A 13,737-nucleotide genomic window follows, 5' to 3' on the forward strand; every position below is an offset into this window, starting at 1 on the left:
TTCTCGATCACCTCGGCCGCGTACCGCCCGACGGGCGCGGCGGCGTCATCGGCCGCGGGCCTCGTCGTAGCGGGCGCGGGCGGCCTCGACGTCGGGGACGAGGGACTCGGTCCAGAGGGCGAGGGCCGTGATCCGTCCGGCGGCGTCCTCGCCGAGGGGGGTGAGGGTGTAGTCGACGCGGGGCGGGATGACGGGCTTGGCGTCGCGGTGGACGAAGCCGTCCCGCTCCAGGGTCTGGAGGGTCTGCGTGAGCATCTTCTCGCTGACGCCGCCGATCCTGCGCCGCAGTTCGCTGAAGCGGTACGAGCGCTCCAGGAGCGCCATCAGGACGAGGACGCCCCAGCGGCTGGTGACGTGCTCCAGGACGAGCCGGGACGGGCACATGGCGCCGTCCACGTCCGCCAGCAGGGGCTTGACCGCGACCTCGGTGCTCACCTTCATGCCAGTACCTTACTTCAAAGTGGGTACTTTCGATTGGTTAGTGCCAGACGTACGGTGAGTGTGTTCGTCCCTCCCGCATCCCTCCCCGAAGGAATTCCCATGCGCATCGTCGTCACCGGAGCCACCGGACAGCTCGGCCGTCTCGTCGTCGACGCCCTCCTCGCCGACCCGGCCGTCCCCGCCGGGGCCGTCGCCGCCGTCGTGCGGAACAAGGAGAAGGCCGCCGACCTCGCGGACCGCGGCGTCGAGCTGCGGATCGCGGACTACAGCCGGCCGGAGACGCTGGCCGGCGCCTTCGAGGCGGGCGACCGGGTGCTGCTGATCTCCGGCAGCGAGGTCGGGCAGCGGGTGCCGCAGCACGCCGCCGTGATCGACGCGGCCAAGGCGGCGGGCGTGGCCCAGCTCGCGTACACCGGCGTCCTGGGCGGGCCCGGGGCCGACTTCGACCTGGCGGCGGAGCACAAGGCGACGGAGGAGCTGATCCTGGCCTCCGGCCTGCCGTACACGTTCCTGCGGAACGGCTGGTACAGCGAGAACTACACCGACAACCTCGCCCCCGTCCTCGCCCACGGCGCCGTCGTCGGCAACGCCGGCGAGGGCCGGATCGCCTCCGCCACCCGCGCCGACTACGCGGCCGCCGCGGCGGCGGTGCTGACCGGCCCCGACGAGGAGCACGGGCGGCACCTGAACCGCGCGTACGAGCTGAGCGGCGACGAGGCCTGGTCGCTCGCCGAGTACGCGGCGGAGATCGCCGCCCGCAGCGGGCGGCCGATCGCGTACACGGACGTGCCGGCGGAAACCCACCTGGAGATCCTGACCGGCGCCGGGGTCCCGGAGCCCTTCGCGGCGATCCTCGTCGACGTGGACGAGGCGATCGGGCGGGGCGCGCTGGCCGTCCGGACCGGCGACCTGGCGCGGCTGATCAGCCGCCCGACCACCCCGATCGGCACGACGGTCGCCGAGGCGCTCAAGGTCATGACCGTATAGCGGTACACACATGACAGCGTGCCCCGTGCGGCGCTACCGTCGTCGGAACAGCGCGGCGCAGGGCGGGAGGCATCCATGGGCTGGGGAAGAAGCACGGTCACCGGGACCGGCGGGACCGGTGCGACGGCCGACGGGACGGCCGAGGGGGCCGGTGGCGGGGCGGCGGAGACGGTCGCCGCGGGCGCCGCGGGCGGCGAGAACCGCGCCGGTCTCGCGTACGGCGTCGCCGCGTACGCGATCTGGGGCCTGGTCCCCCTCTACTGGCCCCTGCTCAAGCCCGCGAGCGCGGGCGAGATCCTGGCCCACCGGATGGTGTGGTCCTTCGCCTTCGTCGGCCTCGCCCTGCTGGCGCTGCGCCGCTGGGGCTGGATGAAGGAGCTGCTCGCCGACCCGCGCAAGCTCGGCCTGCTGACGATCGCCGCGACCGTCATCACGGTGAACTGGGGCCTGTACATCTGGTCGGTCAACAACGGCCACGTCGTCGAGGCCTCGCTCGGCTACTTCATCAACCCGCTCGTGACGATCGCGCTCGGCGTCCTCGTCCTGAAGGAACGCCTCCGCCCCGCCCAGTGGGCGGCCGTCGGCATCGGCTTCGCCGCCGTGCTCGTCCTGGCGGCCGGCTACGGCCGCCCGCCGTGGATCTCCCTCGTCCTCGCCGTCTCCTTCGCCGTCTACGGCCTGGTGAAGAAGCAGGTGAACATCGGCGGCCTGGAGTCCCTGGCGGCCGAGACCGCCGTCCTCTTCCTGCCGGCCCTCGGCTACCTGGTCCTCCTCGGCTCGCGCTCCGAGCTGGCCTTCGGCACGGAGGGCGCCGGGCACATGGCGCTCCTCGCGTCGACCGGCGTCGTCACCGCGATCCCGCTGGTCTGCTTCGGCGCGGCGGCGATCCGGCTCCCGCTCTCCACGCTGGGCCTGCTGCAGTACCTGGCCCCGACCTTCCAGTTCCTCCTCGGCGTCGCGTACTTCCACGAGGCCATGCCGGCCGAGCGCTGGGCGGGCTTCTCGCTGGTCTGGCTGGCCCTGACGCTCCTCACCTGGGACGCCCTCCGCACCGCCCGCCGCAGCCGCGCGGCCGTCACCCGCGCCGCGGCGTCGGCGGCGGAGCGGCTGGCGGAGGAGGCGGCGACGGCGACGGCCCCGGTCACGGCCCGGGAGCCCCGCGGCTGACCCGTCGTACGCTCCCGCTTCCGCTTCCGGCCGAAGGCCCCGCCCGACGACTCGGGCGGGGCCTTTCCCGTACGGGCCCGGCCGGGGCTCGGACCAGCACCTCCCGCGCGGACCCGGCCGGCTCGCGGCGGCGGGCACGGAGGGCGGCGAGGGTGGCGAGGGCGACGAGCGCGCCCGGACGACGGCCTGGTGTCGGTGGCGCGCGGTATACGTGGAGGATGGAACCGACGGAACCGCTGCACTGGAAAGTCGTGATCGACGCGCGTGACCCGCACGCGCAGGCCGCCTTCTGGGCCGCCGCCCTCGGCTACGTCGAGGAGGACCACAGCGCCCTCGTGGCAAAGCTGCTCGCCATCGGGGCCGTACCGCCCGAGGCGACCCTGACCGTGCGCCCCGGCACGCCGGAGCAGCGCCTCGGGTGGCACGACCTCGCCGCCGTACGGCACCCGGACGACCCGCTGTCGGAGGAGAACGGCGCCGGTCTCGGCCGCCGGATCCTCTTCCAGCGGGTCCCCGAGGAGAAGACCGTGAAGAACCGCCTCCACCTCGACGTGCACGCCGGCCCCGACGCGCGCGACGCCCAGGTGGAGCGCCTGGTGAAGCTCGGCGCCGCCGTGCGGCGGCGGGTGGCGGAGCAGGGCGGCTCGTGGGTGGTGATGACCGACCCCGAGGGCAACGAGTTCTGCGTGCAGTAGCAGCGGGGGCAGCGGCGACAGAGCGCTAGTCGCGTCGCACCTCGAAGTGGAAGCAGCCGTACTCCACCGCCCGCACGTGCACCAGCGCGACCGCCGGATCCGCGAAGGCTTGGTCGAACGCCTCTTCCAGGCCGGGAAGTTCGACGAGCCGCCCGCCGCGGATCCGGCCGTCCGCCCCGTACCGCCGCACCGTCCGCAGCGCGCCCGCCCGCTCGAAGGGGTACGCCTCCCCGTTCGCGTCGAAGCCCTCGCACTCCTTCGCGTGGACGAACACCGGTCCCACCTCGTCGTACGCCCCCGGCGCCGCCCCGGTGGCGGCCGCCCACCGCCGCAGCGGGGCGTACGCGACGAGGGCGACCCGCTCGCCGGGGCGGGCGCGGCGCAGGCAGCAGCGCAGCGGTTCGCCGCCCTCCTCCGCCGTGTACGGGACGCAGGGGCGCCCGGCGTCGTCGACGGACCGGAGCTCGGCGAGGACGGCGGGCTCGACGGCCCGCGGTGTGTAGTGGTTCATGTGCCCAGCCTCACTCCGCCGTCCCCGTGCCGCTGGCGGCATTCGGACCCCTAGGCCGGGTCGATGCGCCGGTGCAGGAGGCAGAAGACGTTGCCCTCCGGGTCCTCCAGGACGTGCCAGTTCTCCTCGCCCGTCTGCCCGACGTCCGCCGGCTTCGCGCCGAGGGCGAGCAGCCGTTCCAGTTCGGCGTCCTGGTCGCGGTCGGTCGGGTTGACGTCGATGTGGAGGCGGAGCTTCTCGGCGCGGGGTGCGCTGTTCGGGCTGAGGACGAGGGTCGGCTGCGGTCCGCCGAAGCCGACGCCGGGCGGCCCGATCTCGATGCTTCCGTCGTCCTCCCGGCCGATCTCGACGTACCCGAGGACCTCGCTCCAGAACGCGGCGAGCCGTTCGGGGTCGGCGCATTCGAGGATCAACTCACTGATGCGGCATGCCATGCGCTCCAGCGTACGGTCCGCCCCCGCTCCCGGCGACGGCGACGCGAAGGCGTCCCGGCACGACGACGGCGGCGGCGACGGCCTGCCGCTAAAGACGCCGTACCACCGCCGCCTCCGCCCGTTCCACCGACGCGCGGCCGTGGGCGTGGACGAGCGCGAGGTGGAAGAGGGCGGGCGCGAGCGGGGCCCAGCGGTGGCGCCGCTCCGGCGCGAGGAGGTGGCGGACCACGTCGGCCGTGCGGAACGGCACGTACTCCATGGCGGTGTGCTCCCAGCGGTCCGCGACGCCCCGGCTCGTGCGGGCCCGCAGCTCCTCGCCCGTCAGGCCGGTCAGCCGTGCGGTGAAGTGGGCGCTCCACATCCGGCTCTCGACGTCGAGCACGAACGCGAGCAGCGCGAGCGTGTACTCGCGCGGATCCAGGGCGAGTTCCTCGCGCATGCCGCGCCGGGCGACCGCGTGCAGGTCGGGCGCGTGACGGCCGGAGGAGTCGATGTTCCGGGCGAGGCCCTCGTTCACGGAGGAGTTCCACAGGCCGGGCGCGGTCCTGACCCGGTCCCCGCGCCGGCTGACCACCAGCAGGTCGTCGGCGGTGACGACGGCGACGTTCACGCCGAAGCTGCACTGGAGGAAGGCGGGCGCGGTCAGCGGCGCGTCGGGGTCCAGCCAGCGTCCGCGCGGGGTCGAGCCGTCGGGCAGCCGCCGGTCGAGCTGCTGGGCGGCGAGGAAGGTGTAGTAGTCGGTGGGCCGCAGCCGCAGGTGCACCTCGGGGGCCTCGTCGAGGGGCGTACGGGTCACCTCGACGGACTCGACCGCGTACCGCTCCCCGTTCCAGACCGGCCGCCGCTCGCCGGCCGCGGCGGCCCGCGTCTCCTCGGCCTCGATCTCGGCCCGCCAGGGCGCCAGTTCGGCGGGCAGCTCGACCGCGCCGTCGAGCACCTGCACGTGGACGGACCCAGGCGCGATCGGACGCTCCCCGTCGCCTTCGACGATCAGCGCGGAGGTGTGTAGCGGCCCGATCGAGAACGTGCTCCAGGCGCCGCCGTGTTCGGGCCGGTACGTCAGGCTCCGCACCTTCCCCGCGGCGCGGCGCCGCGCCTTGAACCAGAGGTTCTGGGCCGACTGCTGGAACAGGGTGGCGAAGACGACGCCGAGGACGGCGCCGAGGATTCCGTTGCCGAGGTCTATGTCCACGCGCAGCAGCCTAGGTTGTCGCACCCGGGCCCTACGCTCCCCACCGGAAGGAAGATCCTCAGAGGAATACCCACAGGGGGAAGGGGCGGAGGGCATGGGTGGCAACGGATGGTGGCAGACGGGCCCGTACGACGCCGACCTGGCGGTCGCGTTCCGGCGGGCGCAGGACGAGGAGCTGGCGAAGGACGACCACGGCTTCACGGGCCGCACGATCGCGGAGCTGTGGGAGAGCCAGGACTGGGTGGAGTACGTCCTGACCGGCGGCACCTGCTCGGTCCTGGACCAGGTCCACACGGTCGCCGCCGACTTCACGGAATGGGGGCCGTACATGCGGCCGTTGACGCCGGACGAGATCCGCGCCTGGTGCCCGGACGGCCGCCCCACCCGCGAGCGGTGGGAGGCCGCCCTGGCCGCCGACCACGAGCTCTACCCCGACCGCGCCCAGGGCAACTGCACGGTCCTGTACGAGGACGGGGAGCCGTCGGAGATCGGCTACTGGGGCGTGACGGCGGACTGAGCGCCGTCAGGCCCCCGCGAGCAGGTGGCGACCGGACTCCGCGAGCACCGCGGCCAGTTCGCGTGGGCGGGTGGCCATCGGCCAGTGCCCCGAGTCGAGGTCGAGGCAGGTGAGGCGGCGGGCGCGGGCGAGTTCGGGGCTCTCGCCCGCGGCGATCCACTCCCGCGCCTGGGCGGGGGTGAACTCGGGGCAGACGAGGGCGACGGGCACGTCGAAGCGGCGCTCGTCGGTGAGGCGCACGACCCCCCTGGCGACCGCCTCGGGCACGGGTACGGCGGTGGACGCGATCCGCTCCCGGGCCCGCTCGTCCAGGTCGGCCGCGTCCGGGCCTTCGAAGGGGCCCCAGCCGGGGAAGGGCACGACGCCGTCCACGACCGGGAAGAAGTCGGCGTACGCCCGCCCGTCGGGGGCCGGGAAGCCGCCGACCAGCGCGACCCCGCCCACCTTCCCCGGCCGTGCGTCGGCGGCCAGCCAGGCCAGGGTCGCCGCCGCCGAGTGCCCCACGACCAGCGGTTTCCCCTCCGCCGCGTCGACCGCGGCGAGCACCGCGGCCCGCTGGTCCGCGAGGGTCGCGGACCCGTCGCCGTCCCCCTGCCCCGGGAGGGCGACCGGCACGGCCCGGTGGCCGAGGGCGGCGAGTTCGGGGACGACGTCGTCCCAGGCGGACGCGTCGAGCCACAGACCGGCGACGAGCAGTACGTCCACGGAGATCCTTCCGAGCGCGAGTACGGGAGCGAGTACGAGAGCGGGAGCAAGTACGGGAGCGGGAGTACGAGAGCGGGAGCGGGAGCGCGTGGTGTCGGTCCCGACCGCGGGCACGTTACGCGCCCCCTCCGACAACCGGCCGGCGCCGGGCGTCACGGGTGGAGCTTCTCCCCCTTCGCCAGCATCGCCACGTACGTCGCGATCCGGCGCGCCCGGGTCTCGGCCCGTTTGGCGTCCTGGATCCGGTACAGGACGGCGTACCGGTTCCGGCCGTCGAGCGTCTCGAAGAAGGCCGCCGCGGCCGGCTCGGCCGCGAGGGCCGCGGCGAGGTCGTCCGGCACCGTGGCGGCCTTCGGGCTGTCGTACGCCGCCTCCCAGCGGCCGTCCGCCTTCGCGCGGTCGATCTCGGCCTGCCCGGGCGGTCGCATCCGGCCCTGCGCGATCAGGGCCGCCACCTTGTCCCGGTTGATCTTGGACCACCTGCTGGTGCGCGTGCGCGGGGTGAACCGCTGGAGCCACCACACGTCGTCGAGCTTCGCCTTCTGCCCGTCGATCCAGCCGTAGCAGAGCGCCACGTCGAGCGCCTGGGCGTAGTCCAGGGCGACGACTCCGGGCGTCTTCTTGCGGATCCTGAGCCAGATGCCGGGCCGGACGGAGTGGTGCTCGGCGAGCCACGCCTCGAACGCCTCGGCCGAATCGAACGTCATGGTCTCCAGGTCCTGAGTCATCCCGGCAGCCAACCACACCGGCGGGCCCCGGGCCCGGAGAACCAGGACTTGACCCTCACGCGACGTGAGGCTGAAGGCTGACGGTCATGAGCGACAACCACGCCGACGGCGTCGGCCACTACGACGCCTTCGAGGTCAGCCCCGTCCCCGCCCCCGGCCCCGACGCCGTGCCGCCGGAGCCCTTCCGCGGCATCTACGGCATGCCCGCCTTCGTCACCGTCCCCACCGCCGACCTGGCCGCCTCCGTGGACTTCTGGACCCGCGGCCTCGGCTTCTTCGAGCTGTTCTCCGTCCCCGGCGTCCTGGTGCACCTGCGCCGCTGGGCGTTCCAGGACGTCCTGCTCGTCGCGGCGGGCTCCGTCCCGGCCGGGGCCCCGGCGATGAGCGTCGGCTTCTCGTGCGTGCTCGGCCAGATCGACGGGATCGTCGACGCCTGCCGGGCGGTCCGCCCCGACTCCGTGTCGGAGGACAGCCCCCGGGACACCCCCTGGAACACCCGCGACGTCGAGGTGATCACTCCGGAGAGGGCGCGGATCGTCCTCACGGCCGCGAAGCCGTACGACCCCGCCAGTCAGGAGGCGCGGAACCTCGCCGAGATCGGCATCACCGGGCCGGCCACTACCCCCCACCCCGACGAGAATGAGGAGCATGCCCGACACTGACCCGCCGTCCGCCGCGCACACCGACGCCCCTGACGCCACCACCACTGGCGTCGCCGCCGGCACCGGGAACGACACCGACACCGACGGCCTCACCGTCGGCCAGGTCTCCGCGCGCCTCGGCGTCACCGTCCGCGCGCTGCACCACTGGGACGAGATCGGATTGGCCCGGCCCTCGCTGCGTACGGGCGCCGGGTACCGGCTCTACACCGCCGCCGACCTCGAACGTCTGCACCGCGTCGTCGTCTACCGCGAGCTCGGTCTCGGCCTTGACCGGATCCGGGCCGTCCTGGACGACGCCGGCACCGACGTCCCCGCCGCGCTGCGCGCCCAGCGCGCGCAGGTCGCGGAGCGCGTCGAACGGCTCCGGCGGCTCGGCGCGGGCCTGGACCGGATGATCGAGGCGCACGAGCGGGGCCTGCTGCTGACCGCCGAGCAGCAGGCCGCGATCTTCGGCCCGGACTGGGACCCGGAGGGCCCGGTGAAGGCCCGGGAGCGGTACGGGGACACCCCGCAGTGGCGGCAGTACGCCGAGCGTGCGGCGGACCGCACCCCCGAGGAGTGGCAGGCCGTCCACGACGCGACGGCCGCCCTGGACCGCGACCTCGCGGCAGCCCTGGACGCGGGCGTCACGCCGGGAAGCCGGGAGGCGAACGCCCTCGTCGACCGCCACCGCGCCGTCTTCGCCGCCTACTTCCCGCTGACGAGGAGGATGCAGGTCTGCCTCGCCCGCATGTACGCGTCGGATCCGGGCTTCGCCGCGCACTACGACGGCGTCCGCCCGGGCCTGGCGGCCTGGTTCAGCGGGATCGTGGACGCGAGTGCCCGTGCCCACGGCATCGACCCGGACACGGCGACCTGGGAGTAGGGCGGGGGCCTCGCTCCGGCTCGGCGACATGCCGCCACCACCCTCCCGTCGGCCAACTCCGGTCCGTACAAGCCCCGTCCACGCGTGCGGGCCGCGGGCCGGCGGAGGTGTAAGCGCTCCCGCGGGTGGGGAGACACGCTCCGTCCGCGGTGATCGGCACCGCGGGCGCGACCGGAAGAAGGAGCGTCGGGGATGCCGCAGCAGGGGACCGTGAAGTGGTTCAACGCGGAGAAGGGGTACGGCTTCATCGCGACGGACGGCGGTGGCGCGGACGTGTTCGTCCACTACTCCGCGATCCAGACCGACGGCTACAAGTCCCTCGACGAGAACCAGCGCGTCGAGTTCGAGGTGACCCAGGGCAACAAGGGCCCGCAGGCCGAGGCGGTACGCCCGCTCTGACTTCCGGGGCGCCCGCGCCGACTCCGGGGGTACGCCCGCCCTCGCTCCCGGGGCACGCCCGCTCCGGCCTCCGGAGGGGGCGCCCGCTCTGACCTCCGGGGTACGTCCGAAGGCCCGTCCCGTCTCCGCCCCGGGCCCGATCCCCCCGCGCCGGGCGACGGCATAGCGTGCTTCCCGACGGCGGATCGTCCGCCGGAGGGGAGCGGGCATGAGCACGGCTGCGCCGGTATCGCTGGTCACGGGCGGCAACAGGGGCATCGGCCGGGAGACCGCACGCCGGCTCGCCGGACTCGGGCACACGGTCCTGCTGTCCGCACGCCGCTTGGAGGACGCCGAACGGGCCGCCGCCGAGCCGGCCCCCGGCGTGTCCGGCACGCTGGTGCCGTGCCGGCTGGACGTCACCGACGCGGATTCCGTCCGGGCCCTCGCGCGGCGCGTGGAGGAGGAGTTCGGGCGCCTCGACGTCCTCGTGAACAACGCGGCCGTCAACTACGACACGGCCCGCAGGGCCGTCTCCGTCGACCTCGACGAGGTCCGCCGGACCCTGGAGACCAACCTCTTCGGCGCCTGGCGGACCACGCAGGAGTTCCTGCCGCTGCTCCGGCGTTCGTCCCACGCCCGCGTGGTGAACGTCTCCAGCGAATCCGGCTCCCTGGCGGACATGTCCGGCGGCACGCCCGCCTACGGCGTCTCGAAGGCCGCCCTCAACGCCCTGACCCGCAAGCTCGCGGACGAACTGCGCGCCGAGCGGATCCTGGTCAACGCCGTCTGTCCGGGCTGGATCGCCACCGACATGGGCGGCCCGGGCGGCGCCCCCGTCGACCAGGGCGCCACCGGCATCGTCCGGGCCGCCACCCTGCCCGACTCCGGCCCCACCGGCGGCTTCTTCCGGGACGGCGAGCCCCTGCCCTGGTAGGGCCGGGGCTTGTGGCTCCGGCCCGTGCCTGCCAGGCTCACGTCATGATCGAGGACTTCGCGAAGGATCACCTCCACAACGGTCTCCGGAGGGTGCGCGAGGCGCTGCTCTGGAAGCTCGACGGCCTCGGCGAGTACGACGTCCGCCGCCCCCTGACCCCGACGGGCACCAATCTCCTCGGCCTGGTCAAGCACCTGGCGCTGCTGGAGTCCTCGTACTTCGGCATGGTCTTCGACCGCCCCTTCCCCGAGCCCCTCCCCCGCTGGGACGACCCCGCGACGCACGGCACCGACCTGTGGGCGACCGAGCACGAGACGCGCGACGAGATCGTCGACCGCTACCGCCGCGCCTGGGCCCACGCCGACGCGACGATCACCGCGCTCCCCCTCGACGCCCCCGGCCACGTCCCCTGGTGGCCCCGCCCCGACGTGCGGCTCTCCACCGTCCTGGTCCACATGCTCACCGAGACGAGCCGCCACACCGGTCACGCGGACATCCTCCGCGAACGCCTCGACGGCGTCACGGGCCTGACGGCCCAGCACGCCACCGACCGCGACGCGGCTGCCCGCGACGCCCACTACGCGCAGGTGGAACGGGCCGCGCGGGCAGCCACCCGCTGACCGGGCCGGGAGAGCCTCAGGGCTCCGGGACGAAGGCGGGGTCGACCCCCAGCGCGGCGACGCCTTCCCGTACGGAACGGTCGAACCGTTTCGGTTACGTCGCTACTTCTCCGAGCTGTACGCCACGAACCCGGCCCACGCGGCCGGGCCGAACGCGAGACGAGGGCCCTCGGTGTTCTTGGAGTCGCGGACGTGGACGGTGCCGGGAGTGGTGGCGACTTCGACGCACGTTTCGCCGTTGCCACCGTTGCTGTAGCTGCTCTTGAACCAATCCAGTTCGGGCGCGCCGATCATGTCTCTCCCAGCAGCTGTTCGATGAAGTCCCGCGACTCCGCTGGAGTGAGGGCCATGGATCGGATGATGCCATAGCGCAGGTCCAGGAGCCGGAGGCGTTTCGGGTCGGACACCGGGCGGCCGCCGAAGTCGGCGTCCATACGCCCCACCGCCGTACCGTCCCCGAACTTCAGGATCTCGATCACTCCGCTCGTTCCGGGATGGTCGGCGCACCCGGTCGGCATCACTTGGAGCGAAACATGAGGCAACTCGCTCACCTCCAGCAGGTGCTCCAGCTGACGACGCAGCACCATTCTCCCGCCGACGGGCCTCCTCAGCGACACCTCTTCCTGCACAAAGCTGAACTCGGGCGCCGGGACCTTCCGCAGCACCGCACGGCGACCCTCGCGCGCTACGGAGTACCGCTCCAGCTGTTCGGGGGTGTACGCCGGACGCCAGGTCCGCATCATCGCCTGTGAGAACTCGTCCGTCTGTAGCAGTCCATGAACGTCAAAGTTCGTGTACATGCAGAACTCGACCGCCCGCCTCTCCAGCTTCGCAAGGTCCCGGATCGGCTTCGGGTAGCGGATCTCCGAGGTGTCCTGCTTCATGTCCGCAAGGAGCCCATCCGCGCCAAGGACCTCGTCCGCCTTGTCCAGGAACTCCGGCCTCGGGATCCGGTCACCCCGCTCCAGCTTGCGGATCATGTCCTCGCCGTAACCCGTCCGCTCGCCCAACTCCGCCGCGCTCAGCCCTTTCGCCTCGCGCCACGTCTTGAGATGGCGACCGACCGTGGCCAGGACGGCCTTCCCGGGCTCGTCGCCGGGGTCCACCTCCCAGCCCGCGTCCTCGACGACGACACCGTCCACCTCGTCCACGCTCATGCGTGCCCACCTCCTTGTGGCGGCCCTCTACCCGGAGCGCGGCCCGAGACAGTCGAGACAAGACGGGACAGTCCCTGGACAGTAACCGTACGTAAGGGCGTTTCTGGTGCGCAGCGTAGGCACCGCCCCTCACGCTTGGTCGCATGAACCCCGAAAGCAGCCAACTCATGGCGACCGCACGCCACTTCACCCTTCAGCTTTCCTCGACGCCCAGAGGGGCGCGGTTGGCCAGGCTGCTCGCCGGCGAGCAGCTGCGTTCCTGGGGGCTGGAGCACATGGTCGAGGCGGTGGAGCAGGTCGTGGCCGAGCTGGCGAACAACGCGGTGACGCACGGGCACGTGCCGGGGAGGGATTTCAGGGTGCGGGTCGTCGCGACCGGCGCGGTGGTGCGGGTCGAGGTGACGGACACGCGGGGTGACGACGTGCCCCGTCCCGAGGAGGCCTCCCCCGACGCCGAGAGCGGACGCGGGCTCCTGCTCGTCGGGGCGCTGGCCCGGGGGTGGGGAGTGCGGCAGGGGCCCGCTCCGCAGAAGACCGTCTGGGCCGAACTCCCCCTGCCGTGAGGGCTTTCCCGCGTCGTGGGGGCTCGCGTCGCGGCGGTGCGCGACGTAAAAAGAAAATCCCGGGGAAAGCCCTACCCAACCCCTCCAGCCTCCCCGCCGGAGCCCCGTCACTCTCCTGGGTGATCTGTGGCAACTGGGCTGGATTCGGGGCGGGTTGCGTGGCATATGCTCCAGCCACCACTCCACTTGAAATGCGACGGCCCCCGGCGGGACTGGCATCCCGGCCGAGGGCCTGACCAACGAGGAAGTAGACCTCTTCCCGATGGCTTCCGTGCACCCTAACGCGCGCCCGCACGACCGTGGGCTCATTCACCGCAACGTCCGGCTCACCAGCCGCTACGTCGTCATCAGCAACGACCTCGCCCAGCACCCGGATCTGACGATCCCGGCGGTCGGGCTCGCCGTCATCATCCAGTCGCTGCCCGCCGGTGCGTCCGTCGGGATCAAGGCGCTCGCCGCCCGTACCAAGGGGCTGAGCGAGATGAAGATCGCGGCGGCCCTGCGGGAGCTGGAGGCGGCCGGCTTCCTCTCGCGGACCCGGGAGCGGCTGCCGGACGGGCGGTTCATCCCGCGCACGATCTCGTACAACCGGCCGGGGGCTGAGCCCCGTGCCGTACGGGAGACTCCGGAGGCCGAAGAGACCCCGGAGATCCAGGAGGAACCAGAGGCACCCGAGGTCCCCCAGGCCCAGGAGGAGCCTCCGGCCCCAAAAGCCCTTGAGCGGCTGTCGGTCCCAACGGCAGCCGCACCGACGCGGTCACTCCTTCCCGAGCGGCACCGCGCCGCCGCCGCGCTCCTCGCCGGGCTGCGGGGGCGGGAGCCCCGGTTGCTGCTGTCGGAGCGGGACGTGCGGCGGCTCGCGCCGGGGGTGACCGAGTGGCTGGAGCGCGGGGCGCATCCCGAGGCGGTGAGCCGTACGCTCTGCGCCGACCTCCCCCACGACCTCGCGCATCCGGCGGGGCTCCTGGCGTACCGGCTGGCGGCGCTCGTGCCGCCGCCCCTCCCCGCCGGGCCCGTCGCCCCGCCGCCCCCCGACCCCTTCCAGAACTGCGACGACTGCGACCGCGCCTTCCGCGCGCCGGAACCGGGCCGGTGCCGCGCGTGCGCGAGCACGGCCGCGGCCGCCGCCTAGGCCGGTCCGACCGGTCACGGTGTCGGGTCGGCGGCCCGGTGGTCGG

General features: G+C 73.5%; 19 protein-coding genes. 11 read left to right on the top strand and 8 right to left on the bottom strand.

The window, feature by feature from the left end:
- Nucleotides 1-45 precede the first annotated feature (45 nt).
- Entirely contained in the window at nt 46-441 is a 396-nt protein-coding gene (locus tag IE245_RS17285; protein WP_189948360.1) for a winged helix-turn-helix transcriptional regulator, read from the bottom strand.
- A 99-nt stretch (nt 442-540) separates the two neighbouring features.
- Here IE245_RS17285 and IE245_RS17290 point away from each other — a divergent pair, with 99 nt between their 5' ends.
- The 3 genes from IE245_RS17290 to IE245_RS17300 all read left to right on the top strand — a co-directional run bounded on the left by IE245_RS17290 (nt 541) and on the right by IE245_RS17300 (nt 3,290).
- On the top strand, nt 541-1,428 hold the full coding sequence (locus IE245_RS17290; RefSeq protein ID WP_189948362.1) for an NAD(P)H-binding protein: 888 nt from the start codon (nt 541-543) through the stop codon (nt 1,426-1,428).
- A gap of 75 nt (nt 1,429-1,503) precedes the next feature.
- Nucleotides 1,504-2,595: an EamA family transporter RarD gene (gene rarD, locus IE245_RS17295; protein WP_189948364.1), complete on the top strand. Its 1,092-nt coding sequence runs from the start codon at nt 1,504-1,506 to the stop codon at nt 2,593-2,595.
- A gap of 218 nt (nt 2,596-2,813) precedes the next feature.
- Complete coding sequence (locus tag IE245_RS17300; protein WP_189948366.1) at nt 2,814-3,290, top strand: VOC family protein; 477 nt, start codon at nt 2,814-2,816, stop codon at nt 3,288-3,290.
- Nucleotides 3,291-3,315: 25 nt separating this feature from the next.
- Here the strand turns inward: IE245_RS17300 and IE245_RS17305 are convergent, their stop codons facing one another.
- From IE245_RS17305 to IE245_RS17315, 3 genes are all read right to left on the bottom strand, one after another.
- Nucleotides 3,316-3,801: a DUF1203 domain-containing protein gene (locus IE245_RS17305; protein ID WP_189948368.1), complete on the bottom strand. Its 486-nt coding sequence runs from the start codon at nt 3,799-3,801 to the stop codon at nt 3,316-3,318.
- A 50-nt stretch (nt 3,802-3,851) separates the two neighbouring features.
- Nucleotides 3,852-4,235: a VOC family protein gene (locus IE245_RS17310; RefSeq protein WP_189948370.1), complete on the bottom strand. Its 384-nt coding sequence runs from the start codon at nt 4,233-4,235 to the stop codon at nt 3,852-3,854.
- Between the two features lie 88 nt (nt 4,236-4,323).
- Entirely contained in the window at nt 4,324-5,427 is a 1,104-nt protein-coding gene (locus IE245_RS17315; protein ID WP_189948372.1) for an NUDIX hydrolase, read from the bottom strand.
- Between the two features lie 94 nt (nt 5,428-5,521).
- On the opposite strand from IE245_RS17315, the gene IE245_RS17320 reads away from it, so the two are divergent.
- The gene (locus IE245_RS17320) at nt 5,522-5,944 is read left to right on the top strand and encodes a hypothetical protein (RefSeq protein ID WP_189948374.1); all 423 of its coding nucleotides are present in this window, start codon (nt 5,522-5,524) and stop codon (nt 5,942-5,944) included.
- Nucleotides 5,945-5,950: 6 nt separating this feature from the next.
- Here the strand turns inward: IE245_RS17320 and IE245_RS17325 are convergent, their stop codons facing one another.
- Nucleotides 5,951-6,649, bottom strand: coding sequence for an alpha/beta fold hydrolase (locus IE245_RS17325; protein ID WP_189948376.1), 699 nt, complete (start codon nt 6,647-6,649; stop codon nt 5,951-5,953).
- Between the two features lie 152 nt (nt 6,650-6,801).
- Entirely contained in the window at nt 6,802-7,356 is a 555-nt protein-coding gene (locus tag IE245_RS17330; RefSeq protein ID WP_229851338.1) for a YdeI/OmpD-associated family protein, read from the bottom strand.
- Nucleotides 7,357-7,463: 107 nt separating this feature from the next.
- Between IE245_RS17330 and IE245_RS17335 the strand changes: the two genes are divergently transcribed.
- From IE245_RS17335 to IE245_RS17355, 5 genes are all read left to right on the top strand, one after another.
- A complete protein-coding gene (locus IE245_RS17335; RefSeq protein ID WP_189948388.1) occupies nt 7,464-8,039 on the top strand; it encodes a VOC family protein in 576 nt (191 codons plus the stop codon).
- Nucleotides 8,026-8,904: a MerR family transcriptional regulator gene (locus IE245_RS17340; RefSeq protein ID WP_189948390.1), complete on the top strand. Its 879-nt coding sequence runs from the start codon at nt 8,026-8,028 to the stop codon at nt 8,902-8,904. Before IE245_RS17335 ends, IE245_RS17340 begins: the two co-directional genes overlap by 14 nt.
- 192 nt (nt 8,905-9,096) lie before the next feature.
- Nucleotides 9,097-9,303: a cold-shock protein gene (locus IE245_RS17345; RefSeq protein ID WP_189948392.1), complete on the top strand. Its 207-nt coding sequence runs from the start codon at nt 9,097-9,099 to the stop codon at nt 9,301-9,303.
- Nucleotides 9,304-9,511: 208 nt separating this feature from the next.
- Complete coding sequence (locus IE245_RS17350) at nt 9,512-10,219, top strand: SDR family oxidoreductase (protein WP_189948394.1); 708 nt, start codon at nt 9,512-9,514, stop codon at nt 10,217-10,219.
- A 44-nt stretch (nt 10,220-10,263) separates the two neighbouring features.
- Nucleotides 10,264-10,839 carry a DinB family protein gene (locus IE245_RS17355; protein WP_189948395.1) on the top strand — a complete coding sequence of 192 codons (576 nt, stop codon included), beginning with the start codon at nt 10,264-10,266 and terminating at the stop codon, nt 10,837-10,839.
- 102 nt (nt 10,840-10,941) lie between these two features.
- Here IE245_RS17355 and IE245_RS17360 read toward each other — a convergent pair whose 3' ends face one another.
- Nucleotides 10,942-11,133 carry a DUF397 domain-containing protein gene (locus IE245_RS17360; protein ID WP_189948397.1) on the bottom strand — a complete coding sequence of 64 codons (192 nt, stop codon included), beginning with the start codon at nt 11,131-11,133 and terminating at the stop codon, nt 10,942-10,944.
- Nucleotides 11,130-11,996, bottom strand: coding sequence for a helix-turn-helix domain-containing protein (locus IE245_RS17365; protein ID WP_189948399.1), 867 nt, complete (start codon nt 11,994-11,996; stop codon nt 11,130-11,132). Before IE245_RS17365 ends, IE245_RS17360 begins: the two co-directional genes overlap by 4 nt.
- A gap of 143 nt (nt 11,997-12,139) precedes the next feature.
- Between IE245_RS17365 and IE245_RS17370 the strand changes: the two genes are divergently transcribed.
- Together IE245_RS17370 and IE245_RS17375 are read left to right on the top strand one after the other, a co-directional pair.
- Nucleotides 12,140-12,559 (top strand): ATP-binding protein, encoded by a 420-nt coding sequence (locus tag IE245_RS17370; RefSeq protein WP_189948401.1) that lies wholly within the window; start codon nt 12,140-12,142, stop codon nt 12,557-12,559.
- 262 nt (nt 12,560-12,821) lie between these two features.
- Nucleotides 12,822-13,691: a helix-turn-helix domain-containing protein gene (locus IE245_RS17375; protein ID WP_189948403.1), complete on the top strand. Its 870-nt coding sequence runs from the start codon at nt 12,822-12,824 to the stop codon at nt 13,689-13,691.
- Nucleotides 13,692-13,737 lie beyond the last annotated feature (46 nt).

It is taken from the genome of Streptomyces roseolus, assembly GCF_014649855.1.
Classification (GTDB): domain Bacteria; phylum Actinomycetota; class Actinomycetes; order Streptomycetales; family Streptomycetaceae; genus Streptomyces; species Streptomyces roseolus.

Coding starts and splice junctions, on each gene's coding strand:
- IE245_RS17305 (WP_189948368.1), bottom strand. CDS start 3,801: ATGAACCACTACACACCGCGGGCCGTCGAGCCCGCCGTCCTCGCCGAG.
- IE245_RS17320 (WP_189948374.1), top strand. CDS start 5,522: ATGGGTGGCAACGGATGGTGGCAGACGGGCCCGTACGACGCCGACCTG.
- IE245_RS17330 (WP_229851338.1), bottom strand. CDS start 7,356: ATGACGTTCGATTCGGCCGAGGCGTTCGAGGCGTGGCTCGCCGAGCAC.
- IE245_RS17365 (WP_189948399.1), bottom strand. CDS start 11,996: ATGAGCGTGGACGAGGTGGACGGTGTCGTCGTCGAGGACGCGGGCTGG.
- IE245_RS17335 (WP_189948388.1), top strand. CDS start 7,464: ATGAGCGACAACCACGCCGACGGCGTCGGCCACTACGACGCCTTCGAG.
- IE245_RS17290 (WP_189948362.1), top strand. CDS start 541: ATGCGCATCGTCGTCACCGGAGCCACCGGACAGCTCGGCCGTCTCGTC.
- IE245_RS17375 (WP_189948403.1), top strand. CDS start 12,822: ATGGCTTCCGTGCACCCTAACGCGCGCCCGCACGACCGTGGGCTCATT.
- IE245_RS17350 (WP_189948394.1), top strand. CDS start 9,512: ATGAGCACGGCTGCGCCGGTATCGCTGGTCACGGGCGGCAACAGGGGC.
- IE245_RS17345 (WP_189948392.1), top strand. CDS start 9,097: ATGCCGCAGCAGGGGACCGTGAAGTGGTTCAACGCGGAGAAGGGGTAC.
- IE245_RS17355 (WP_189948395.1), top strand. CDS start 10,264: ATGATCGAGGACTTCGCGAAGGATCACCTCCACAACGGTCTCCGGAGG.
- IE245_RS17285 (WP_189948360.1), bottom strand. CDS start 441: ATGAAGGTGAGCACCGAGGTCGCGGTCAAGCCCCTGCTGGCGGACGTG.
- IE245_RS17360 (WP_189948397.1), bottom strand. CDS start 11,133: ATGATCGGCGCGCCCGAACTGGATTGGTTCAAGAGCAGCTACAGCAAC.
- IE245_RS17300 (WP_189948366.1), top strand. CDS start 2,814: ATGGAACCGACGGAACCGCTGCACTGGAAAGTCGTGATCGACGCGCGT.
- rarD (WP_189948364.1), top strand. CDS start 1,504: ATGGGCTGGGGAAGAAGCACGGTCACCGGGACCGGCGGGACCGGTGCG.
- IE245_RS17310 (WP_189948370.1), bottom strand. CDS start 4,235: ATGGCATGCCGCATCAGTGAGTTGATCCTCGAATGCGCCGACCCCGAA.
- IE245_RS17370 (WP_189948401.1), top strand. CDS start 12,140: ATGAACCCCGAAAGCAGCCAACTCATGGCGACCGCACGCCACTTCACC.
- IE245_RS17340 (WP_189948390.1), top strand. CDS start 8,026: ATGCCCGACACTGACCCGCCGTCCGCCGCGCACACCGACGCCCCTGAC.